At 54.5% G+C, this 24012-nt stretch carries 19 protein-coding genes; 3 read left to right on the forward strand and 16 right to left on the reverse strand.

Translation table 11 applies throughout. From position 1 onward, the window contains the following. Positions 1–205: hypothetical protein (locus OXG87_21475; GenBank protein MCY3872127.1), on the forward strand; the 205-nt coding region annotated here is incomplete at its 5' end. Between the two features lie 101 nt (positions 206–306). On the opposite strand, the gene OXG87_21480 is transcribed toward OXG87_21475, so the two are convergent. From OXG87_21480 to OXG87_21530, 11 genes are all read right to left on the reverse strand, one after another. Further along, positions 307–1962 carry an acetolactate synthase large subunit gene (locus OXG87_21480; GenBank protein MCY3872128.1) on the reverse strand — a complete coding sequence of 552 codons (1656 nt, stop codon included), beginning with the start codon at positions 1960–1962 and terminating at the stop codon, positions 307–309. Beyond that, positions 1959–3371: an arylsulfatase gene (locus OXG87_21485; protein ID MCY3872129.1), complete on the reverse strand. Its 1413-nt coding sequence runs from the start codon at positions 3369–3371 to the stop codon at positions 1959–1961. The genes OXG87_21480 and OXG87_21485 overlap by 4 nt, the downstream gene beginning before the upstream one ends. 27 nt (positions 3372–3398) lie before the next feature. Beyond that, positions 3399–4475, reverse strand: a complete 1077-nt coding sequence (locus OXG87_21490; protein ID MCY3872130.1) for an SAM-dependent chlorinase/fluorinase — start codon at positions 4473–4475, stop codon at positions 3399–3401. Between the two features lie 80 nt (positions 4476–4555). Next, positions 4556–5755 (reverse strand): glycoside hydrolase, encoded by a 1200-nt coding sequence (locus OXG87_21495; GenBank protein ID MCY3872131.1) that lies wholly within the window; start codon positions 5753–5755, stop codon positions 4556–4558. Beyond that, positions 5733–7295, reverse strand: coding sequence for a sulfatase-like hydrolase/transferase (locus OXG87_21500; GenBank protein MCY3872132.1), 1563 nt, complete (start codon positions 7293–7295; stop codon positions 5733–5735). The genes OXG87_21495 and OXG87_21500 overlap by 23 nt, the downstream gene beginning before the upstream one ends. Positions 7296–7303: 8 nt before the next feature. Beyond that, positions 7304–9526 carry a hypothetical protein gene (locus OXG87_21505; GenBank protein MCY3872133.1) on the reverse strand — a complete coding sequence of 741 codons (2223 nt, stop codon included), beginning with the start codon at positions 9524–9526 and terminating at the stop codon, positions 7304–7306. 3 nt (positions 9527–9529) lie between these two features. Next, positions 9530–10939: a HEAT repeat domain-containing protein gene (locus tag OXG87_21510; GenBank protein ID MCY3872134.1), complete on the reverse strand. Its 1410-nt coding sequence runs from the start codon at positions 10937–10939 to the stop codon at positions 9530–9532. A gap of 94 nt (positions 10940–11033) precedes the next feature. Next, positions 11034–11816 (reverse strand): phytanoyl-CoA dioxygenase family protein, encoded by a 783-nt coding sequence (locus OXG87_21515; GenBank protein ID MCY3872135.1) that lies wholly within the window; start codon positions 11814–11816, stop codon positions 11034–11036. Continuing rightward, complete coding sequence (locus tag OXG87_21520; protein ID MCY3872136.1) at positions 11813–13303, reverse strand: sulfatase-like hydrolase/transferase; 1491 nt, start codon at positions 13301–13303, stop codon at positions 11813–11815. Before OXG87_21520 ends, OXG87_21515 begins: the two co-directional genes overlap by 4 nt. A gap of 11 nt (positions 13304–13314) precedes the next feature. Then, positions 13315–14364, reverse strand: coding sequence for a Gfo/Idh/MocA family oxidoreductase (locus OXG87_21525; GenBank protein ID MCY3872137.1), 1050 nt, complete (start codon positions 14362–14364; stop codon positions 13315–13317). Beyond that, complete coding sequence (locus OXG87_21530; GenBank protein MCY3872138.1) at positions 14354–15442, reverse strand: NAD(P)/FAD-dependent oxidoreductase; 1089 nt, start codon at positions 15440–15442, stop codon at positions 14354–14356. The genes OXG87_21525 and OXG87_21530 overlap by 11 nt, the downstream gene beginning before the upstream one ends. Positions 15443–15845: 403 nt before the next feature. Between OXG87_21530 and OXG87_21535 the strand changes: the two genes are divergently transcribed. Both OXG87_21535 and OXG87_21540 read left to right on the forward strand, forming a co-directional pair. After that, a complete protein-coding gene (locus OXG87_21535) occupies positions 15846–17405 on the forward strand; it encodes a thiamine pyrophosphate-binding protein (GenBank protein ID MCY3872139.1) in 1560 nt (519 codons plus the stop codon). A gap of 50 nt (positions 17406–17455) precedes the next feature. Next, positions 17456–19174, forward strand: coding sequence for a PcfJ domain-containing protein (locus OXG87_21540; GenBank protein MCY3872140.1), 1719 nt, complete (start codon positions 17456–17458; stop codon positions 19172–19174). Between the two features lie 3 nt (positions 19175–19177). Here the strand turns inward: OXG87_21540 and OXG87_21545 are convergent, their stop codons facing one another. The 5 genes from OXG87_21545 to OXG87_21565 form a co-directional block, all read right to left on the reverse strand. Continuing rightward, entirely contained in the window at positions 19178–21577 is a 2400-nt protein-coding gene (locus OXG87_21545) for an ABC transporter permease (GenBank protein ID MCY3872141.1), read from the reverse strand. Positions 21578–21694: 117 nt separating this feature from the next. Continuing rightward, positions 21695–22291 (reverse strand): HD domain-containing protein, encoded by a 597-nt coding sequence (locus OXG87_21550; protein ID MCY3872142.1) that lies wholly within the window; start codon positions 22289–22291, stop codon positions 21695–21697. Between the two features lie 53 nt (positions 22292–22344). After that, entirely contained in the window at positions 22345–23019 is a 675-nt protein-coding gene (locus OXG87_21555; GenBank protein MCY3872143.1) for an ABC transporter ATP-binding protein, read from the reverse strand. An 18-nt stretch (positions 23020–23037) separates the two neighbouring features. Next, positions 23038–23295, reverse strand: a complete 258-nt coding sequence (locus OXG87_21560; GenBank protein ID MCY3872144.1) for a hypothetical protein — start codon at positions 23293–23295, stop codon at positions 23038–23040. A 121-nt stretch (positions 23296–23416) separates the two neighbouring features. Then, the coding region (locus tag OXG87_21565; protein ID MCY3872145.1) for an ABC transporter ATP-binding protein at positions 23417–24012 on the reverse strand (596 nt) is incomplete at its 5' end.

A 24012-nucleotide genomic window follows, 5' to 3' on the forward strand; every position in this document is an offset into this window, starting at 1 on the left:
TCTTCCGGACCCCAGACCCGTTGGACGCATGGCCTGGTATCACTGTATTCCAGCGGATGTGTGCGGAGATGAACGGGAGGAGGTGGTTCTGTACAATCCGTGGGATTCCGCGATCTATATTTATACCCCGTATCCCCTGGATGAGAGTCTGTATCGCGGATACCAGTCCTCTGCGAGACAATACAATGTGAGGTTGATGGATTAGGTCATGCCAGTGATGCAAGAAATTCTTTGCACTACTGGTAAGTATTTGTCAACAGATTTGTTGATAAATATTACTGAAAAAACAACAGGGAAGCAATAACGTCATAATAAACAAGTCTTTGCTTGCAGTTCATCTACGAGCACTTTCTGGTTTTCAGAGTAATCCACGGGTATTTCGACGAGGTGTACGCCGCCTTTGGCATAACATTTTTCCAGCAGGGGTACGGTCATTTCTGTAGATTTCACGCGGTGTCCATGCGCGCCATAACTGTTGGCGTACATGACAAAATCCGGGTTGTCAAATTCCAGTCCAAAATCGGGAAGCCTCATCCCGTATTGTTTCCAGCGGATCATGCCGTAGGCATTATCTCGTAAGATCAAGACGACGAGATTGAGGTTGAGTCTTACGGCTGTTTCCAATTCCTGGCTGTTCATCATAAAACCACCGTCGCCACAAATCGCCATGACCCGCCGGTTGGGATAAAACCGCGCGGCTTCCATTGCCGAGGGCAAGCCCGCGCCCATGGTGGCAAGGGCGTTGTCCAGCAATACGGTGTTGGGTTGCGTGGTTGGGTAGTTGCGCGCAAACCAGATTTTGTACACGCCGTTATCCAGCGCAATGATGCCGTCTTCGGGCAGGACTTTGCGGACGTCCCAGACGAGGCGCTGGGGTTTTACCGGGAAGCTGTTGTCGTTTTCTCCCAGACGTATGTGTTCTTGAATCTGGTCGCGGATGCGCATGTAATAGTCAAAGTCGTGCGAGGCTGTTTTGCAGGTTTTGTCGGCGAGGCGCCGGATGGTATTTGCAATGTCGCCTACTACTTCCAGTTGCGGAAAATAGACATTATCTACCACGGCCGATTGGAAGTTGATGTGGATGACCCGGGTTGCCCCTTCGTCGTGTGACATGAAAAATGGCGGTTTTTCCACGACATCGTGTCCGACGTTTATGATCAGGTCGGCGCGTTCAATCGCGCAGTGGAGATAGTCGCCATCGGAGAGTGCTGCGGTGCCCAGAAATAGGGGATGAAGACCGCCAACGACGCCTTTGCCCAGCTGGGTATTGAAAAAGGGTATGCCGGTTTTGTCGAGGAAGTGCGCCACGGATTCCCAGATGCGCTTGCGGTTGGTGCCCGCGCCCAGGAGGAGCAAGGGCCGCGTGGCTTCTTTGATCATTTTTACCGCGTCGTCAATGGCGCGTTCATTGGCGTCGCCGCGTCTGCATGTGCTGATGTTAAAGACCGGCGTGGTGTGTTCGTCAACGGGTTCTTCGGCGACATCTTCCGGCAATTCCAGGTGTACGGCACCGGGGCGCTCTTCTTGCGCGAGGCGAAATGCCTCTCGCACCATGGAGGGGATCATATCTACGTTGACGATTTGTCGGGTGTATTTTGTGAGGGGTTCCATCATGCTTACGACGTCGATGATCTGAAATTGGCCCTGTTTGCTCTTTTTGATGGGTTTTTGGCCCGTGATCATGAGCAGGGGCATGCCGCCCAGTTGGGCATAGGCCGCACCTGTCACAAAGTTGGTTGCGCCGGGACCGAGTGTGGCGAGGCAGACGCCCGCTTTGCCTGTGAGCCGTCCGTAAGTCGCAGCCATAAACGCGGCGCCCTGTTCGTGGCGGGTCAGGATGAGTTTGATGCTCGATTTGCGAAGGGCTTCCAGAAAGGCGAGGTTTTCTTCCCCCGGCACGCCATAGATATATTCCACGCCTTCATTTTCCAGTGCTTTGACAAATAGGTCCGAAGCGTTCATGCTTTCTCCATGGGGACACTGCGTCCCCTCGTTTTGTACTGGTTGAGCAGGTCGGTCAATCGCGATACGATTTCGGGGTGTTGCGCGTAGAGGTTTTCGCGTTCTCGGTAGCCGGTTTCCATGTCGTAGAGTTGGCCGGGAGCATCATCTATAGGGTCGTCGGGATAATCATTGCCGCCGGAGCTTTGGTGGAGGAGCAATTTCCATTTGCCCTGGCGGATGGCAAATTCGCCTTTGGAAGAGTGATGCACAGTGGCTTCGCGGATGGGTGTCGCGTTCTGGCCCGTCAGGACGGGTAGGATGCTGCAACTGTCTTCGCCGGCATTTTCGGGAAGGGTATGGCCGACAATGTCGGCGGCTGTTGCGATGAGGTCTGTGAGACAGGTGATTTCGTCGCTTAAGGATCCAGCCGCGACTTTTTCGGGCCAGCGGGCGATAAAGGGGATGCGATGTCCGCCTTCCCAGTTGTCGCGTTTGCAGCCGCGGAAGTGATAGGCGCTGTAGTGATTGTATTCTTGTTTTCGCGCGTGCATAAAGCGTTCGGGTCCGTTGTCGCTGGTGACGATAAAGAGGGTGTTGTCGGTGGCGCTGGCTTTTTCAACAGCGTCCATGATTTGCCCCACTGCCCAGTCGCATTCGACGACGAAGTCGCCGTATTTGCCGGCCTGGCTTTTGTCTGTGAATGCTTTGTTTGGCGCAATGGGTGTGTGCGGTCCGGTTACGGGATAGTAGAGGAAAAAGGGCTGTTTGCCCGCTGCGGTTTCTTCGATGAAGGAGACCGCTTTTTTTGTGAGGTCTGGAATGACGTGTTCGGGTTTGAGGCCCGGCGCAGCGTGTCCTTCACGTCCAAAGAGGCCTCTGGGAGCACGGGCTGTTGGTTCACAGATTGTGCGGCTGTTTTCGAGATAGACATAAGGCGGCATGTCCAAGGATGCGGAGATGCCGTAAAAGTAGTCGAATCCGAGGTCGCACGGTCCGCCGGTAAATGGTCGGGTGAAGTCTATGGCTTCGCCTCGATCCCATCCCAATCTGTAATTTTCGAGGTTCTGGACGCCTTTTTTGCGCGTCCAGTTTAATCCCACATGCCATTTGCCGATGCAAGCGGTGTGATATCCGTGTTGTTTGAGCAGGGATGCGACGGTCAGTCGGTCGGGTTCGATGAGGGGTTCTGAGTATCCGTTGAGGACGCCATTTTGCAGTCGGGTGCGCCAGCAATAGCGTCCGGTTAAGACGCCGTAGCGCGAAGGGGAGCACACGGCGGAGCACGAGTGGACATCGGTGAAGCACATGCCTTCAGCGGACAGGCGGTCGATATTGGGGGTTTGGATTTTGGATTCGGGATTGAGGTAGCTGATGTCCCCATAACCGAGGTCGTCAAAGAAGATATAGACGATGTTGGGATTGGACATTGGGGTCTCCAATTGGTTGTATAAGGTTCATTTGGCGGGCGCGATGAAGATTTTGTCGCCCTCCTTACACCCAAGTGTCTTTGAGGCGTTTTCGTAGTTGCGAGCAATCCTCAAGCGGCCTTCCGCTGTCAAGAATGCAACCCATTCTCCGCGCGGTACGTCTCCATAAGTGGTGGCAAGCAACACTGTGAACGTCTGCTCCCCATAGCTGACCTGAAAACGAGTTTTGGGAGAGATGCCAAGTTGCTGCAGGTCGCCCTCGATAAATTCGGTGTTGATATTGCCGTAGGTCGAGGAGATACTCTCTATCTTTGTGTAAGCCCCTCCTTCCACAAATTCCGCAGACGACACATGATTTGGAGCGATGGTCGCATCTTTGTCTCGTTCAATCGTGCCGGTGTCCAGATAGGCGTCGAGCGCGCGCAACGCGGTTTCCCGTTCGATCTCTCTGAGGTTGACGTGTCCGTCGCGTGCCACAGACCAGAACACTGGTACACTCGGTGCCTTTGCCGCTTTCTGGATATACGCCTGGGGTCCCTCCACTTCACTCTGGTTACTGAGGAAGAGCAACGGGAGACGCGGGGTATAACTCCATTCGTGGGGTTGCTCTGCATCTCGCACTTGCAGTGCCGCCCCCAACGCGAGCAAGCCGTCATAACCTTCGGGAGCGGTCTCGGCGATCAGTGTCACGATCGCACCGCCCATTGAGCTACCCTGTACAATTACACGTTCAGGCGCGCCATAGGTTTGGGCAATGTGCTGGCGTAGCAGTTCGATGTCCGCTACCGCATCGACGATGATCGCTCCGTTGCGGCGGTAGCTGGTAGATGCGATCATCCAGCCATCGGTAAGCAGATGCTGGTACGTGGGTGAGTCTGTGCGAAAATCGGCGCTCAGGGGCGCATTTTCGGGGCGATAGCCGTGCGCCAGCAGCAGGAGTTTACCGTTCCAGGACTCCGGTATGGCGATGACGAATTTTGATTGCTGGAGTTGACCTGCTTCGGTGCGAAATTTAACTGCCTCTGCGGCTAGGGCGAGCAGTCCGCCGATGAGCAGGAAATAGCACACCCCTTGTACGAGTGTTAAACGGTAGATCGTTTTCATGATGGCTCCTTTGGATTGTTTTGCCGGACAGTTTGTGGTGTCTATGCCCAGCCCCAGCAGTTCATACGTCCAGAGGTCTGTTATGTTCCGATGGTGTTTTGGTCGGTGTGATTCTGTTCTTTGAGGATTTGCTTTTGGAGGTATTCGGGCAGTTTGAGGACGCGCTGGAAGTAGGTGGGTTCGTCAAAGCGCAGGTTGTTGTTTTTGAAGAGAGGGCGGTCTGTATCGCGGCTGAGGTCGCAGTCGAATCGGGCGAGGACGGATTCGCTCATGCTGCCCCCGCCGTCCGGGTTGATGTGGCACAGTCCCCAGGTGATGCCGCGTCCATCGCCGTTGTCGGCAAATGCGTCGGGAACAAAGGGTCCGGGGGCGACAGGGGGTACCTGGAGCAGGGATTTCATTTCGAAATGGAGGCCGTCGGGCGCGTATTGCACGGTGTTTTTTTCGGGTCCGTCCAGGCTGACGATTGCGGCGATACCTTCTTTGTAGGGCCAGAGGCAGGTTTCGTGGCCGGAGTTGAGGACGGGGTTTAGCGGTGATTTTTGGTATGGTCCTTCCGGATGGTCGGCAATGGCAACGCCCTGAGCTCGGATGATGTTTGCGCCGCCGCGTTTTTGTCCGGGCGAGCCTTTGTAATACATGTGGATTTTGCCTTTGTAGATGAGGGGGAAGGGGTCGTGTATGCAGTTGCAGTCCCAGTCGTCGGGGCCACCGGGTTCCACGATGGGTCTGCCCAGTCGCGTCCAGGGTCCATGGGGAGAGTCGGCGATGGCGATGGTGACGGGGCACGAGTCGCCGCCCTGAATGACTTGGCTATATGCCTGGTGATAGAGGTAGTATTTGTTTTTCCAGACGAGGATGTCGGGGGTGCAGTTTGAGCGCCAGCCAAATTCGCCTTTTGAGGGACGGGTGGCGGCTGGTCCCCGTTCTTCCCAGTGAAAGCCGTCTTCGCTGGTGGCATACCAGATGTCTGCGAGGTCCCAATCGACAGAGGGAATTTCGTCGGTGGCGTTTTCGTGGCCTACGGGCGCGCCTTTTGTGCGCCGGCATGTGTACCAGACGTAATAGGTGCCGTCAATGCGAAGTACTTTGGATGGGTCGCGGCGAGAGACGTTGGGTTCTCGCGAGAATCCTTCGAGAGGTGAGTATTTGAAGTTGCTGAAGAATTCATTGCCGCGGTCTTCATGGGGGTTCCATATATCGTACATACGTTCCATTGAGGCGCTGAGTTCGCGGTCCGGTTTTTCAAGTGGTAGTTTAGCTGGGAAGGGCGTTTGCATGGGTGTTCCTCTGGTGATAAATATTGAGCAATTTTGCAGACATAGATTCGACGAGGTGGCTGTGTTGTTCTGATGCGATGAGGTTCTGGCGTTCGTCTTCTGTGGGGTTGTCTTTTAAGTTGAAGAGGGCGTGGTGTTTTAATTTGTCTTGCAGAATGAGTTCTTGCCCGACGATCAATTTCCAATCGCCATCTCGCAGCGAGAGCATGGGGCCCATGATGTAGTCGTCGTGAAGGACGAGGGGGTGGGGTTCAAATTCATCGTCTTTGAGGCCCGTGAGAAAGGGCGCGATGCTGGTGCTGTCTTCGGCAAATCCCGTGCGCGGGGATGTTTCGATGCCAACGAGGTCTGCGATGGATAATACGAGGTCGTTGAGTCCATACGTGATGTGGCTGGTACGCCCGGGTGTCGCGTCGTTGCCGTCGCCGATGTTGCCCTGTTTCCAGAAGGCGATTGTGGGTACGCGATGGCCGCCTTCGTGGATGTGGGCTTTGCGACCGCGGTAGTATCCGCTGGATTCTTTGCCCGCGTTTTCCGCGCCGTTGTCGCTGGAGAAGATGAAGAGGGTGTTGTCGATGAGTTTGTGGCCCGGGTTGCGCGGGTCGTCGTGGGTTTCGAGGTAGTTGAGCAATTGGCCGACTGCGACATCGTTTTCGTATATGAAGTCGAGGCGTTCGGGCGTGTTGTGCTCGCAGCCGCCGACCTGGTCGCGCTGTTTGCCCCATTCGGTGCTTTCCCAGCCATTGGGATCGTTGGTGGTTGCGTGTGGGCGCGAGAGTTCGCGTTTGCCGTTTTTGAAGTGCGCCTGTCCCGCGATGGGTACGCCGTTGAGGGCGTCGCACGGCGTGTGGGGTGTGTGATTGGAATTGGCGGCGTAGTAGAGGAAGAAGGGTTGTTGTTTTGTGTCTTCTGTGTCGAGATGGGTGTCGAGAAAGCCAACGGCGTGCTGGAAGTTCATGGGTCCGGTTTTGTACAGGTCGTAACCCGCGATGTCGTGAGGATTTTTGCCGGTTGCGCCGATGCAGCGGCGGTTTTCGATCCAGCCCGCATTGGCAGAGGTTCCATGGCTTCGGTTGGTGATGAAGTGGTAGTCAAAGCCGTGTTCTTCAGGGCAGTCGGTCAGGGGTTGGCGCACGTCTGCGTCGTCCCACCCCTCGGCGGGTGAGCCGTCGGATTTTGTGTAGGTCAGGCCCACGTGCCATTTGCCCGAGATGCCCGTGCGATATCCGGCTTCTTTGAGGATGGTGGCCAGTGTGGGCCGTTCTTTTTCGATGAGCGGCGGATAGTGGGGACCAAAGGCGACTTTGTGTTTGAGTTGCGTGCGCCAGCAATAGCGTCCGGTGAGGAGGGCATAGCGCGTGGGAGTGCAGACGGTTGATGGGGTGTGTGCATCGGTAAAGCGCACACCCAGGCGCGCAAGGCGTTCCAGGCTGGGGGTGTGGAGTTGTTCGTCGTCGCGATTGCCGGTCCAGTCCTGATACGCGCTGGTGTCGCCCGTGCCCATGTCATCGACGAGGAAGATGATGATGTTGGGTTGCATGTGTCTCCTTATTTCATGTCGAGGAGTTGAACGCTCAGATAAGAGGGTCTTTGAGAGGGTAAGAGGATGGCGCAGATGGTGTTTTCGCCAGGGGCCAGGAGGTCGCATTCGTCGGGATGGAGCAGGGCGCAGGTTTCCGAGATGGGTGCGGAGTGCTGCCTGACGCGGAGGCTGCGGATGAGTTGGCCGTTGATAAAGATCTGGCAGTCGGCAGATGAGGTGACGTAGAATAGGGGTTTATCAGGGCGTTGATTCAGGTCGATGATGGTGCGGAGATAGATGGGGGTGTCTTCTGCTGTGCCAAATGGGCCTTTGCCCGCGTTCCAGGATGAATCATCGAAGTGAGTTTGACACCAGTCGCCGCCGCAGTTTGGCAGGTTGGCGCGGGGCGAGGTGTGTATGGCGGGGAGAGGGGATACGTCGCCCGTGCTGTATCGCCATTCGGTGTGGGGTCCGATAGTGGTTTCAAATTGCGGGGGATCCCAGAGTGTGGCGTGGATTTTGCCGAGTTCGTCGGAGTCAATTTTGGAGATTTTGCGGTCGTAGGTGAGCCAGCCGTTGAGTTCGTGTTCGACGTCGGTGATCTGGGTATAGACGATGCCGTTGAGGGGCGTGAGGCCGACCATTGCGCGGAGGTTTTCGACCCAGAAGCGATAGTCGTTTTCCATTGCCTGTGGCGTTGGATATGTGGGGCGGGTGATGTCGTTGATGTGGTCAATGTGTTCGGATGGCTCTTCGTGGTCGTGCCAGGTGTGACCCGGGATGCAGAGGTTGAATCCGCCCGCTTCGCCCAGGAGGACGATGCGGTCATTGGCGCTTTGTTGCCGCGCTGTGGCCGGGTAGAAGGTGTAGTCGTGTATGTCGCAGATGTCGCCCGTGCCCATGTCGGCCCAGCCGCTGGCGCTGGTGACGAGGCGAGAGGAGTCGCGTTGTGCGACGTGGTCAGTGAGGCGTTCGGTGTCGTGCTGCCCCCAGCCTTCGTTGAAGATGATCCACTGGACGACACTGGGGTGGTTGTGTAGCCAGTCCATGATGTTTTCAAATTCGGTCTGCCATTGTTGTGCGGCTTCGGGGGTGACGTTTTGTCCAAATTTGGGCATGCAGACCATGTCTTGCCAGACCAATAGGCCGAGCTGGTCGCAGTGATAGTACCAGCGATCGGGATGGGTTTTGACGTGTACGCGCACCATGTTGCAGGCGATTTGTTTGAGGTACTGGAGGTCGAAGAGGATGGCTTCGTCCGATGGCGGGGTGAGGATGCCGTCGGGCCAATAGCCCTGGTCCAGGGGACCGAGTTGAAAGATGGGTTTGTCGTTTAAGAGGAAGCGTTTGATGCCGTTTTCGTCTTCGCCGATGGCTATTTTTCGCATGCCAAAGTAGCTGTCGATGGTTTCGATGGTTTCGCCGTTGTGTTGTACTTTGACTTTGAGGTCGTAGAGGAAGGGGTGGTCGGGATGCCAGAGTTTTGCGTTTGGAATATTGAGGGAGATGGTATGGTCGGCCCGTCCGGTTGCTTCGGCGATTTGCCGGTTGCCGTCATAGGCGATTGTTTGAATTTGGCAATTCTTCAGGTTTTCGCCTGAGACAATAATATCTATCTTTTCAGCGTCTATATCGGGTGTGAGGCGAAGGGTGCGGATGGATTGCTCTGGTACGGCTTCGAGCCAGACGGTTTGCCAGATGCCGCCGGTGGGTTGATACCGAAATCCCTGGCGGTTTTCCGGCATGATTTGTTTGCCAAGGGCCTGGGCCTGTTGCTCGGTGGCGTCCCAGCAGGAGACTGTGAGTTCATTCGCGCTGTCTGTTAAATGGTCGGTGATGTCAAAGGTGAAGGGGTCGTAACCGCCGCGGTGTTGTCCCGCTTTTTCGCCGTTGATATAGACAGAGGTTTCCCAGTCGGATGCCTGGAAATGGAGGAGTACGCGTTTGCCCTCCCATGCGTCGGGAATGGTAATATTTCGGCGATACCAGAGTCGCTGGTTCGGGCGGAGAATTTCCATGATGCCAGAGAGGGGGGCGTCAATGGCGAAGGGTACGAGGATTTGACCCTGATAGACACCAGGTGCGCTGGTGGTGCCGATGGGTTCGAGGGCGTAGTCCCACAGGCCGTTGAGGTTTTGCCAGTGTTGGCGCACCATTTGAGGGCGCGGGTGTTCTGGCAGGGCGTTGTCGGGGGAGACGTTTTCCGCAAAAGGCGTTGAGATGTGTTTGGTCACGGGGTTCCAGGCCATCTCTTAAGCTACCTTTTTAGGTCTTCTTTGTGTCTGACCTCTGGGTTCGCTGTCCCAGCGCAGTGCCTGGAGGCGATGCATGGCGGCTCTGAGCGCTTCGGGCGTGCCGATGCGATAGAGGCCGTGTACCGCAAATCCGCGAACGTAGTGGTTGCCATCGCGCATGGCATCTGCCAGTTCGGGAATGGCTTCTTCGGCATGGATGCCCAATCGCGCGAGGGAGAGGGCGGCATTGCGTCGCACAAAGTCGCTTTCATCTGTAGATAGGATGTCGGCGAGCGGGCGCACAGCTTCCGTGGTGTTCTGACTAATGGTGCCCAGGGATTCTGCGGCATGTGCGCGTGTGTCTTCGTCGGTGTCCTGCAACAGGGCGATGAGGTCGGGCGTGGCTGATCTGGCACGCAGGCCCAGGTCGCCGAGTACATCGACTGCGCGCATGCGGATTTTTGGGTCCGGATTTTTGGTGAGTTCGAGCAGTGCGGGTACGGCGACTTCGCCGACGTTTGTGAATCCATATCCCACATTTCGAGGTGGGTTCTCATCTTCCGTATCTTTGAGTGCGTCGATCATGGCGGGAATCGCTTTTTCGCCCTGTAATCCGAGGGTGTAGGACGCATGGAGCGCGGCGGCTTCGCTGGGGTTAGATAGTTGCTCGCTCAGGGTTTGGATTGATGTCCCATTGCTCGCGTGTTCGGGTGCTTTGCCCAGGTGCCAGTCCCACATGGCCTGCCATATCGGTTCTTGTGGATCGTCGGATGCGATCCATGTTTCGTCGCTGTGATCCCAGGTCGGTTCGGTAGGCTCAGTCATGCGCGTGAATAGGAATTTGACCATGTGGCGCGTGATCTCTGTGTAGTTGGCTTCTTTTTTGTGCAGGATGTCGTAGTGGATGAGTGCGACGGTTCCCGCGGGTCCGGATGTGAAGAGGTGTTCTCCTTCCTGGTCGCGGGCGGTGATGTATTGCGATCTGGGGGTTACGCTGGTCGGTCCCATTTCGCGGGGTGTTTCCTGGGGGTAATACATCGCCATCATCCAGCGACAGTGGTGATGACGGCGGTTTTGGTCGGCGCAAAATCGGCTGTTGTGCAAGCTGTCTTTGTGCATGGTGCGCGCATCGCTACCCGGGCGGCTTTCGTGAACGTGGCGGTGCAGGTGCAGATAATAATCGGGTCCGAGGATGCTGGAAAATGCGCCGTGTACAATGGGGTGATCCCATACGTCTTGCAGTTCTGGTACGGCGGGGAGGAGGTTGTTGCCGGGATTTCTGCCGCTGTTTTTTTCAAAGGATTCATCGATGCGTTTATAGACTTTTTCGTGGAATCCCTCCGGGAAGTCGGGGTGGAGGATCAAATATCCGTCGCGGATGAATTGCTGCATTTGCTCGTCGGTCAATAAGACGGGTTTGTCTGCCATGTCGGATTCCTTTCTGGTGTTATGGATGGCTTGGATATATAAATATTTCATAATACCTCTATTTAATCAAGGACATTTTGTTTCTGAGCGCATGCTACAATTGTAACGCGATGCTGCCCTGATTTTTCTCGTTGAGTCTGTCCATGTAATCCCTGCGCTCAAAGAACTGGGTGGTGTCGTAGAGAAAGGCGTATTTGCCGTTCCGATCACAACCGGTTTCGAGGGCGACGCGGTTGATTTCGGCGATGTTGGGATAGGAGGGCCAGAGGATGCCTTCTTCGCAGTAGGAGGTGTCGATGAAGTAGCGTTTGTAAATGCCGCCGCCGGGTTTGGGTCGGCGGGCGTGTTGCAGGGCGGAGTGGACGATGATGATGGATCCGGGGGCCAAATTGTCGATGGTGCGCGAGCCGGGCAGGTCTTCGAATTGAAATTGGCGATAGGCATCGTTGGCCATGACTTTTTTGTGGGTGCCGGGCATGACGAGGAGGTCGCCCACTTCGCCGTTCAGGCCGTCCATGTACATGAATACGTGGACCATGAGGTGCGAGCGATTTGTTTGCGGGAGTTGTGCATAATCCTGATGCCACGCTACCCCGCGTTCTCCGGGCAGTTGCCATCGGGCGTGGATGTGGTGATGGACAAATTTTTTGCCCTTCATCAGATCGGCCACGCGATCTACAACACCGGGTTCAGATGTGAGCAAGCCGAGTTCTGGATACGCCATGAGCATGGGGCGTTCACCTTTTTCGCGGTCGATCATGAGTTGATCGACATCGGCTTTGATGCGTTCGTTGAGGTCGTGGTCGAAGAGGCCTTCGAATACGAGGTATCCCTCTTCGTCGAATTGGGCGATGTCGTTGGGTGTGAGGTGGTTCATGTGTCCTCCCCTAAATGGATGTACGCCAGATGCATATCGGGGTTGCCGTGGGCAAAGTTGCCGTCGCAGGCTCTGAGGAGTTGGCGTGCGAGTTGATCGACTTTGTCGGGATATTCGGCAGCAAGGTCGTTTTCTTCCCGGTAGTCGTCCAGGATGTTGTAGAGTTGAAAGCCGTTGGTTTTGTTGATGTGGCGCAATTTCCAGCCGTCGGCTGTGGTGAGGGCGGGACCGAGACGCGATGAAAAGACGACGGGTGCGTGGGGGCGTTGCTCTTTGCCCAAAAGGGTGGGCAAGAAGGATTCGCCGTCTTTCCAGTCGGGTGTTTCCTGTCCTGTGAGATCGGATAGTGTGGGCATAAAATCGTAATTGGCGATCATGTGATCGGTTGTGCCGGGGGAGATGTGACCGGGCCAGCGCGCGATGTAGGGAAGGCGGGTGCCGCCTTCCCAACTCGTCCATTTGAGGCCGGCCATGCCGTCGTTGCCGTTGAAGATGTCGCCGCTTTGTTCTGTTGTGTGTCGGGTGGTGATGTCGTCATAGCGGATGCCGTCGAGGTTTTGTCTTTTGACGGTGCGGCCTTTTTGTTCGGCGTAGATTTCGTGGCCGTTGTCAGAGCTGAAGAAGACGATGGTGTTGTTGGCAATGCCGAGCGCGTCGAGTTCGTCGAGGATGATGCCAACGGTGTCGTCGAGGCGAAGAATCATGGATGCGTATTCTTTTTCAAAGCCGGTGAGTTCTGGCGCGTCTTTTACGCCCGGGTGAATTTCGGGGACGGAGATGGGTCCGTGGGGCAGTTGCGAGGGGTGGAAGAGGAAGAAGGGGTTGTGGCGATTTTTGCGGAGGAAATCGACGATTTTGTCGTTGAAGAGGTCCTGAGAGTAGGTGACTTTCCCGGTCATGTCGTGGCGGATGGCCGCGTTTTCCGGGGATTCTGAACCGGGGTGGTTGCCGCAGTCGGGATGGGTGTTGCCGGGTATTTCGACAATGTCGCCATTTTCAAAGAGGAATGGCGGATAGAAGCCGTGGCAGATTTGATGGTCGTAGTAGCCGTAGTGGTAGTCCCAGCCGTGCCGACGAATGCGTTCTGGCGTTGTGGCAAAGCCCCATTCGAGTTTGCCAATTTGTCCCGTGACATAGCCAGCGCGTTGTGCGATTTGTGCGAGAAAGACTTCGTCGGGGCGTTCTTGAAGGCCGGTATTATTGATGAGTTCGGCAATGTGTTCAAAGGTCATCGTGCCTTCGGCCATGGGGCGGTAGAGACCGCCTCTGGTGTAGGTCCATCGGCCCGCGTGTGCGTCGTGATAGCCGGTCATGAGGCTGGCGCGCGCCGGGGCGCAAAAGATGCAGCCATAGGCGCGGGTGAATTGCAAGCCTTCGCGGGAGAGGCGGTCGATATTGGGGGTTTGAAAGTGTTTTTGGCCGTAGCAGGAGAGCATGCCGCGGCCCAGGTCGTCGCCGTAGATGTAGATGATGTTGGGATTGGACATTGAAATTCCTTTTATAGTTCTGTCACATCGATAGCCTTGCGCTGTGTTGTCGCCTGGTGCGCGGCGTGGATGATCGAGAGGTTGTGGCGGGCGTGTTCGGCGGTGACTGGGGGAGGTTTGCCTTCTGCGAGTGCTTTGAATGTGGCGGCAAAATAGTTGGCGTGTCCAGCGCGGGATAGGGCGTCTGCGCTGAGGCCGTGGTCGAGGTCAATGGATCGCCATCTGCGATTGGACTTGTCGAGGTAGCGGAGTTCGCGCCCGCGCCCGACAATGCGGATGGCATGCGTGCGGGTATAGACTTCGCATATACTCTGGTCGCCAGCAGGCATGCCCCAGGATGTCGAGACGGTGGAGATTGCGCCGTTTTCGTGTTCAAAGAGGAGGAAGGCGACATCATCGACGTCGAAGTCGAAGAATTTGGTCTGTACGCGGGCTTCCACGTAGCGCACGGGTGAGCCGATCATGGTTTCGACGAGGTAAATTTCGTGGTACGCAGTGTCGCCGATACAACCGCCGCCGGCTGCTTTTGATGCGCGCCAGACGCTGTTGGGGTCGGCCTGGTCCTCTGTTTTGCCAGCGAGGGATAGGGCGCGGCCCGTTTGGGGTATGCCTGTGTTTTCTTCGCGCAATAGTCTGAGTGCTTCTGCGGTGCCGGGTGTGTAGAGGAAGTTGTGTACGATGGCGTAGGGGACGTTGTGTTTTTTTACGGCGTCGAGGAGGCGGTCGGCTTCTTCGAGGGATGTTGCCATGGGTTTTTCCGAGATGATGGCGACGCCCGCTTGCGCGGCTTCGATGACGTGTTCGGCGTGCAGGTGATGGGGGGTGGCGATGATGACGGCGTCGAGTTCGGCGCGGGCAAGCATGTGGCGGTGGTCTTCGTAGCGCTGTTCTGAAACGATGTCTGCTGCCGTGCCAACGCGGTTTCTGTTTTCGGGGATGGGATCGGCTATTGCCGAGATATTTACGAGGTCGGGTATGGCGAGCAGGCCCTGAAGATGGGATTTTTGGACGATGCCGCCGCAGCCGATCAGGCCCAAGCGGATGTTTTGTTCACGAGGCATTGCGACGGTTCCTTTCTGCGATTTTCTGCGCGATGTATTCCGCGTCGCGTCCCACGCCGCGCAGGAGATGTGATCCGACGGTGTGTTGAAATTTCAAGCCGACGAAGAACAGGCCGGGGATGCAGACGCCGCGTCTGTGAATGGGTCCGTTTTTGTCAAATGCGGATTCGGGTTTATGTACGCGGATAAATTTGTGGTCGGGCCTAAAGCCGGTACACCATAAGACGGTCAGGTCTTTTAGGCTGATAATTTCGCTGTCGGCGCAGACGATTCTGCGGTGGTCGGCATCTATTACGCGACCGACCTGTTGTACGCCGTGGTGTTTTGAAAGCCAGCGCGGCGATGGCGCCATGGCGGGGTCTCCCCCCTGCCATTGGTGCATAATACGCCGTCCGATCAGCGTTTGCCGCTGGATTTCGAAGATTGGAAGTATGCGCGAGAATATGCCGATGGGGATGCCCAGTATAGACCATGGGACGACGCCGTTGCCGCTGAGTGCAAATGAGAGGTTTTCAAATTGATCCGATTGTGCGAGGTCCAGGCAGATTTGAACGCCGCTGCTGCCGCTGCCGACGATGAGGACATTTGGCGTTGTGATCTGGTCGGGGTTTCGATAGGTTGATGAGTGTAGCTGGGGGGTTGTTTGTGGCAGTTTTTTGGCAGTGTCTGGGACAAAGGGCTGGGCTGCATGTCCGGTGCAGATGGCGACGTTGGTCGTTTGATAGGTTTTGGTGTCTGTATGGACGTTCCAGGTGTTTTCTCCTTGAACGACTTGCGTGACGGTGACGCCTTCTTTTAACGGGGGATTGACCATCTGGCGATATGCCTGGAAATAGTCGAGAGCTTCTTCGCGTGTGGCAGTGTCGTACCAGGCTTTGTGCGGTGCAAATGGTTTTTGCATGCCGGGCAATGTGTTCATCCAATTGGCTGTGTTTAACTGAAAGCTGTCCCAGCAGTTGTGCCAGGCTGAGAACGCCCGGTCGCGTTCCAATACGAGGTGCTCAATCCCGCGTTGTTGCAAGTAATAACTCAGTGTTATGCCGGCCTGTCCACCGCCGATAATGATGGTGTTTATCATACACGCTTCCTCTGACAGAAATCGCGTCTCAAGAGAAAGTGTAAAACGCTTGCGAAATATAGCGATTGCGATTTGGGTTGTCCAGACACAGATTCTGCTCTGAGGATAAGCCCCGTTTCACTTGACGACAATGTCCATGTATGAGCATTTTTTTGTCTTATTTGACACGTTGTTTGACACGTTGTTTGACACGCGTAACAAATTTGTAAGTTATTAAATAATAATAGGTTTTTGTTTCAATAACAAGAAATTGGAGTAAATTTTGTCCTTATTTGACGCCTTATTTGACACGTTATTTGACAACAATGCAGTTATACCCCTTGCAAATTTGGTCTGACGATGGGGGATTTTGGTTGTATATTGGCGGGGTGAGTTTTAATTATTCGATTGAAAGGATGAGATTATGCTGATGACTGGCGGTCAGGCTGTGGTTGAGACATTGGATGCATGGGGGGTGGATGTGGTGTTTGGGATTCCGGGGGTTCATACGCTCGCGCTTTACGATGCGCTTTACGATCATCCGCGCATTCGGCATGTGACGACGCGGCACGAGCAGGGGGCGGGTTTTATGGCTGATGGGTATGCGCGGGCTTCTGGGCGCGTGGGTGTGGCGTTGACGACGACGGGTCCGGCGGCGGTGAATGCGTTGACGCCGATTGGGGAAGCGCACGCGGAGTCGTCGCCCGTGTTGCTGATATGCAGCGGTCCTACGGATGAAACCAATGGCACAGATGCGGGGGTGTTGCACGATATGCGGGACCAGTTTGGGACGTTATTTTCGGTGACGGGACGCGGGCAGCGCGTGTCGCGTGTGGAGGAGATACCAGATGCGCTATCAGAGGGTTTTGAGGCGATGAAGTATGGGCGTCCCCGTCCCTATATTTTTGAGGTTCCGCTGGATGTTTTTAAGGAAGAAGCAGATGTAAATATTGACGAACCCGCGCACCGCCCGCCGCATAAGCCTGAGGAGGCTGCGCTCGATGCGGCGGCGGAGATGATTCAGTCTGCGCGTAAGCCGATGTTGATCGCGGGTGGGGGGACGCAAGATGCGAGCGATGATGTGATTAAGCTGGCAGAGAAACTCGGCTTGCCGGTGGCTGTTACCGCCAATGGGCAGGGGGCTATTCCGGCGGATCACCCTTTGCTGGTGCGCGGTGAGGCGATGAACAAGTGTTTGAACGAGGCGGATGTGGTGATTGCTGTGGGTACGCGTCTTGGCTTTCGATTTGAGCAGATGTGGAAGGGGACACCGGAGAAGCTCATTCATCTGGATATTGATCCGGAGGTGATCGGGCGGTCGTTTGAGCCAGATGTTGCGCTAATTGGCGATGCGGGCGAGGGTTTGAGGGGATTGTACGCGCGTCTGGATGGGGTGAAGTCCGCGTGGGATGTCCGTGGTTCTGTGCCGCAGGCGTCCGGTCAGTGGGAGGAGAAACCTTTTCCCGAATTGTTGGGGGTTTTGCGGGATGTTCTGGATCGGGATGCGGTGGTTGTGAACGATATGACGATGATTAGCTATCAGGCACGTCGCCATTTTCCGGTTTATCAGCCGCGCACATTTTTGTCGCCCACGGTTTACGGGACGCTGGGTTTTTCCATGCCGGCGGCTGTGGGTGCCAAGGTCGCGTGTCCAGATAAGCAGGTGGTGTCGCTGTGTGGTGATGGTGGGTTTATGTACACGGCGACAGAGCTTTCGACCGCGGTTCAGCAGGGGGTGTCATTGCCCGTTGTTTTGTGCAATGACAATACTTATGACGCGATTAAACGGGCGCAAGATCGGGAATGTGATGGGCGGAATATTGCCGTGGAGTTGGCGAATCCCGATTTTGTGATGTTTGCACAGAGTTTTGGTGTGCAGAGCGTTCGCGTGACTGATGGACAGGGGTTTGGTGAGGCGCTCGAAGAGGCGTTGCAGGCTGAGGGTCCGACGTTGATTGAGGTTTTTTTGCCTGAGTATGCCTGATAAGTGCATCCTTATAAGTATTAGATAGAGATAGGACACGGGAGAATGTTATGGCAACAAAGCGAAAAAAGAGGCGGCACAGAGGGGCTGCTGGCAAGGCGAATGCGGATTTGACGGCGCATATTCGGTCGCTGGGGTTGACGAGTGTGGGGCAATATCAGGCGTGGTGTCGCGATCACGGTTTTAATGGAGCGCTGAATAAGAGTTGGCAGGAGCGGCGGCAGGAGCGCAAGGTTGCAGACCGGGCGATTGATGAGGAATTGGCCGAGCAGGAATTTGTGCGCCATATCAGCGCGTTGGGGTTAAAGACGGTTGCGGATTATACGGCGTGGTGTACTGCGCACGGGTTGAGTACGGGGACGCACAAGAGTGTTGCTCAACGCAAGAAAGAGAGCGATTTGGCCGAGCGGTTAAAGAGCGATGCGGTTTTGGCGAGGATGAAAAATCACACGCGGCGGCCACAAGAGACGATTCAGGCGATTTATGAGGGCAAGCTGTCGGAGGCGGAGTTGAATCGCCCGCATTTGCAAAAGATCCAGCGGGCTTTTGATGGGCTGGGGAGAGACCGCAAGGGGCGGCGCGCGCTGCTGCAGTTGTTGCTTCACGTGGAAAAACGGGGCGATTTTTTTGACGTCAAGCCCGCGATTGTGCGCCTGGGACCTTCTGATGGCAATACATTTATCGAGGGGTTGGGCGCCCTGGCGCGCTGGCACAAGCGGTGGTTGCGCGATCCAGGGGAGTGGCGGCCAGATTCGCACAATGGGCGCAAGCAGTTTGGTTCGCTTGCGCGACATTTGCTCGCGAAGTACGATGTGCCCGCGTTTATGGATATTGCGTGGTTTCTCGGTGAGGAAGACGAGGCGCGGCAGCAGCAGGGATGGTTTGTGCATGTGGGAACGGGTGGGAATATTCGCAAGGCAGATGTTCCGCTGACGCTGACGAAGAAGATGGCGCATTTGTTTTTGGAGTCGCCGCACGATTGCACGATTTACGAGGCGTTTCGGCGGGGTCAAATTCTGGGGCTTGGCGGGGAGGAGCCGCTGGTGCGCGCGGTGAATGGTACGCGGTTGGGGTCGTCTTTTGAATGCGAGGATTTCTGGCATAAGGTGGTGCATTTTTTTGTGAATAATCCAATGCTTGATCCCGATGAGGTGGGACCGATTGTGGATTATATTCACAATCAGAAATACGTGCCTCGAGAAGAGACGGTTGGTGGCGAGGTTGTGCAGTTGCCTCCCGAGCAGCCGAATTTTTCGATTAAGGGGCGCAGTATGGTCAAGTTGCTTCGGCAGGTCGAGATGTGGCACCGGCAGTTGGCGAGGCAGAATCGCTTGCCCGCAAAGGTGTGGGCTCCTTCGGGTCTCAATGAGCTGGATTGGACGGCGACGGATAATTATGGGAATGAAAAGGAGCGGTGGACGATTACGGAGTTGCTGTCGGTCAAAGAGTTGTCCCTCGAGGGACGCAAGATGCATCACTGCGTGGGGTCTTATGCGAATAATTGCAAGACCGGGAGGTCGTCGATCTGGACAATGCAGGTTACGACGCCAGAGGATGAGACGCATCGGGTGATGACGATTGCGGTGCAAAATGGCAGCCGAAGCATTACGCAGGCGCGCGGGAAGTGCAATGCGCGACCCAATGGCAGGACGCCCAGTGGCAAGCGTCGGGATTTTAGCAAGGAGTATGAACGCCATTTGCGCAAGTCGCGACATGTGTTGTATTTGTGGCGGGAGCAAGAGGGGTTGTCTATGTCGCGTGGGGTGTGAGGGCTATTCATACCGCAATGCTGTGGCTGGATCGGTCAAGGCTGCGCGAATCGCCTGTGTGCTCACGGTCATGATCGCGATTGCTATTGTCAGTAATCCGCTCAACACAAATACCAGCGCACCCAAATCTATGCGGTACGCAAACCCCGCCAACCATTCATTCAGGACCCAATAGGCCAGCGGAAATGCGATTAGATTGGCGAGCAGGACCAGGATGACAACTTCCCGCGAGAGCAAGCGTACGATATTGGGGACGGATGCGCCCAGGGTCTTGCGGATGCCAATTTCTTTGGTGCGTTGCTCTGCTGTAAATGCCGCCAGGCCAAACAGGCCCAGACACGCGATTACAATCGCCAGCCCGGCAAACACGGTTATAAGTGTTCCTATCCGTTGTTCGGCGAGATAATAATACGCCAGGTGTTCGTCTAAAAATCGGTAATAAAACGGCTTTTCGGGAATATATTTCCGCCATATTTCACCGATATATTTAAGCGTTTCGTCAATATCCTGACCGCGAATTTTTAGTGTTAGTACGTTGAATTTGGGTTGCCACATCGCAATCGCCACGGGGCGGATGATTTCGTGTAGCGACCGGTTGTGAAAATCTTTTACCACGCCGATCACGACGCCTTTCTCCCGGTTGTACGCAGCCCATCCAAATTCCTTTCCAAGCGGCTCTGTCCACCCCAATCGCTTCACGGCGGTTTCGTTCAGGATAAATGCCTGAGATGTATCGGTTGTCACTGATAGTGAAAAATTGCGACCCGCTGTGAGTTCCAGATTATAGGTGTCTAAAAAAGCTTCATCCACCCCCAGGACGCGCATCCGCCAGTCTTCACCGCCCCTGCCTTCGGGAAATACCCTGTCCAATTGTCCCCCATATCCCATCGAAGAATGCGATGCCGATGCTTTCAAGATGTTTGGGTGCTTCAGATATTCATTTTTAATATTCAAATAATTATCTGTCAAGCGTCGATCTGTTGCAAATAGCCAGGTTAGAACTATGAGGTCTTTATCAAATCCCAGGTTCTTATTTTGCACGTAATTCAATTGCTGATATACGATGTAGGTGCTCGCGATTAAAAATGTCGAGATCGCAAATTGAAATACCACGAGAACTTGTCGCAGTCGGCCGCTTCTGGTTCCTGAAATAAGGGTGCCTTTCAGTACTGTTACGGGCCGAAAACCGGATAGAAATAGCGCGGGATATCCTCCGGAGAGCAGGCTTACCAGTACGGTTAAAACAAATAGTCCGGCAATTGCATACCACAGGGTCTGTCCTTCGAGCGCGATTGTTTTTTGGGCAAAGTTATTCAGGAGGGGAAGAGAAATTTTCACAATGATTAGCGACAACAGCCCGGCCAACAGTGCGGTCAAAAATGTCTCTCCCAAGAACTGTCGGATCAATTGGGCGCGATAGGCTCCCACTACTTTTCGCAATCCGACTTCGCGTGCCCGTCGCGCAGAGCGCGCTGTTGATAGGTTCATAAAGTTGATGCACGCAATCAATAAAATGAAAAGTCCGATGATTGCAAACAGGTACACATACGTGATGTCGCTATGAGATGAGATGCCGTAATCCACTTTGGAATACAGATAGATTCGCTCTAAGGGTTGCAAAAAATAGGTGCTCTTTTTGACGATTTCATCGCCCATGTATCGCGCCATGAATTCAGGCAATTTTGCTTCGAGTGCTTTCGCATCTGCGCCTTCTCGCAATAAGATGTAATTGTTTGCTGGTCGCCAGGTTGAATCCACGGCCCACGTTTCAAATACGTTCCGCGTCCAATAGGTGTTCACGGTTGCACATACGATGTCAAATTGCATGGTTGATTGTCGAGGCGCGTTTTTTAGTACCCCGGTAATCGTATATACCCCACCCATATACCGATCATCGACGGTAAGCACTTTTCCTATTGGATCGTCTTTCCCAAAAAATCGTTGTGCGGTTGTCTCTGTTACCAGGATGGAAAGCGGTTCTTTGAGTACTGTCGCGCGATCTCCTTTCACCAGTTCAAAATCGAAGACATTCAGGAAATCGGGGTCCGTCAAACAGAATCGCTGATTGAATTTGCGGTCTTTATACGTGGTCCAGACATAGTCCGGCATATATCGCACGACTGTTTCGATTTCTGAATAGTCTTTTTTTAGCGCGGGTCCCGCTGCTCCCGATGTGCCAAAACCCATGTCGCGGGTGCCGTCATCGTTGCGCATCTCGCGGAGCAATTTGTAGATTCGATCGCTTTTTTTGTGAAACCGATCTACGCGAAATTCATCGTGAATGAATAATCCGATGAGGACACAACAGGCTACGCCTACTGATAATCCCAGTACATTGATCAGCGAGTATCCTTTGTGGCGCATCAAATTTCGCAGGGCGATTTTCAGATAGTTTTGGAACATGATTTTTTTTACAAAACGGGGCTATAGCTGTTCATCCCGGTCTAACCATCCGTCCGATAGATGTACGATGCGGTCTCCGTAAGCGGCGTTTTTCTCTGACATTGGTCGGGCAACCAGTTACTTCAGACAATGCGCCACTGCGTCCCTGTACGTTTCGAGCCTTGGGGTTTCCAGGTTCTTCACCTTGGCCAGATCATCCCATTTCCTGAGGTGCACGGCATTCTGGTAGTAAGGATTGCTTTCGAACTCGGTCCTTTCCCGATCTGACATGAGGCCTCCTTGCAGTTGGAAACTATGCTTAGAGGCTTCGGAAAGGGTGTTGTAGTAGGTCGAATCCGTGGTGCAGATGTATCGCTTGGCCGGAACGTGAAGTTTCACCGGTTCGGTCACCGCCTCGATAAAAAAGGGCGCTATGTACGCGGCGCCCACTTCTTCGTGGAGAAAGTCCTGGGTGTGGAAATCTGCGTTTTCTGCGTGTTCGTCCATCAGAAAATGGCCGATATCGTGCAATAGTGCGGCAGTTATCTGAATCGCGTCTCCATTGGCGAGCTGGGCCAGATTGGCGCACTGGAGCGCGTGTTCGAGTTGCGTTACGACTTCGTCGTAGTAGGACTGGCCCCTCGCTTCCATGTAGGCGAACAGGGCATTTATTTTTTTTTCGGGACTGCCTTCGGCCAATTCGTTCGCGAGTGTTGGATCGACGTGTTCCTTCATTTTGGCACCATCTTTCTCTAAAAATGTTCGGGTGATGAATTTAATTGGAGGGATTACAACTGCTCGTCCCGGTCTAACCATCCGTCCGATAGATGTACGATGCGGTCTCCGTAAGCGGCGTTTTTCTCTGAGTGCGTGCACTGGACAATGGTTACGCCTTCGGCATTCAGGTGTTTGAACAGGGTCATGATCCGCTCGCCTTCTGCCGAGTTTAAGTTGCCGGTTGGTTCGTCGGCCAGTATTAGTTTTGGTTGTGTGATCAATGCCCGGGCTATGCCTACCAGTTGTTGTTGTCCGCCGGATAACTGGTTGGGGAATAGTCGCTTTTTTGCCACGATGTTGAAGCGGTCCAGCATTTCGGCAATTCGCCCTTTGCGTTCGGCGCCTTTTACTTTTTGATACAGGAGGGGGGTTTCCAGGTTTTCGCCGACGGTTAGTTCGTCGATTAGATGGTAGCTTTGGAATACAAAGCCGATGTGGTCGCGGTGCAGTTCGGTCAATGCGCGTTCGTCCAGTTTGTGCACTGCGCGGTTGTAAAAATGGTACTCTCCATTCGAGGCGGTGTCCAACATGCCCAGGATGTGCAATAGGGTTGATTTGCCAGCACCGGATGGTCCCATGATGGATACAAATTCCCCTTCGCGGATTTGTAGATCAATTCGTCGCAGTACGAATGTTTTTACGATGCCGCTTTCGTAGTATTTTTCGATGTTTTTTAGTTCGATCATGTCCATCTCCTTTCTGGCTTATGCGCGGCGTTCGAACAGGATAGAGACCTCGTGTTCGGATGGTTCGCCAATTTCTACGAGCGACCAGTCCTGGTCGTAGTTTTCCACAATCCGTTTCAAACTCGTTACTCTCTGTTCGTGGGGTTCGACGTGTTCCTCCCAGGCGAAGAGTTCCATGCGGTAATCGTATTTTCTGCTTTTGCCGTTTACCACTACGGTTACTTCCACGGTGTCTTCGGCGTCTAAAGGTGGCAATTTGATCGAGATTTTGGGCATGGTGATTCTCCCGGAGGGACCATATGCTAAAGGTGTAGATTGATCACTAATCCGACCGCTATAAAAGACCGACGGCGCCTGGCCTATCGGTCTTTCTGTGTACCATGGTTTTGGACTCGCGCTATCCCCTGATGTTCTCCGTGACGACATGACCGTCGAATAAATGAATGACGCGATGCGCGTATCCCGCGTCGTGTGAGTTGTGCGTCACCATGACGATTGTGGTGCCGTTTTTGTTTAGTTCGGTCAACAGATCCATGACCTCGTTGCCGTTTGCCGAGTCCAGATTACCCGTTGGCTCGTCTGCAAGGATGATGTTGGGGTTTGCTATGACGGCTCTGGCTACGGCTACGCGCTGCTGCTGACCGCCGGACAATTGCTGCGGGAAATGCTTTTCGCGGTGTTTGATGCCCATGTACTCGAGGGATTCGTCCAGGCGCTGTTTGCGCTCGCTGGCCGGTAAGCCCAGATACAACAGGGGCAGTTCCACGTTTTCGGCGACGGTCAGTTCGTCGATGAGGTTGAAACTTTGAAATACAAAGCCGATGTTTGATTTGCGGGTGTTGGCTCTTTGTCGTTCGGTGTGTTTGGATACTTCTTCATCATTCAGAAAGTATTCCCCGCCGCTGGGATTGTCCAGCAGGCCGAGTACGTTCAAGAGCGTGGATTTGCCGCATCCCGATGGTCCCATTACGGCGACGAATTCGCCTTCGTCAA

This window comes from Gemmatimonadota bacterium (assembly GCA_026706845.1).
Classification (GTDB): domain Bacteria; phylum Latescibacterota; class UBA2968; order UBA2968; family UBA2968; genus VXRD01.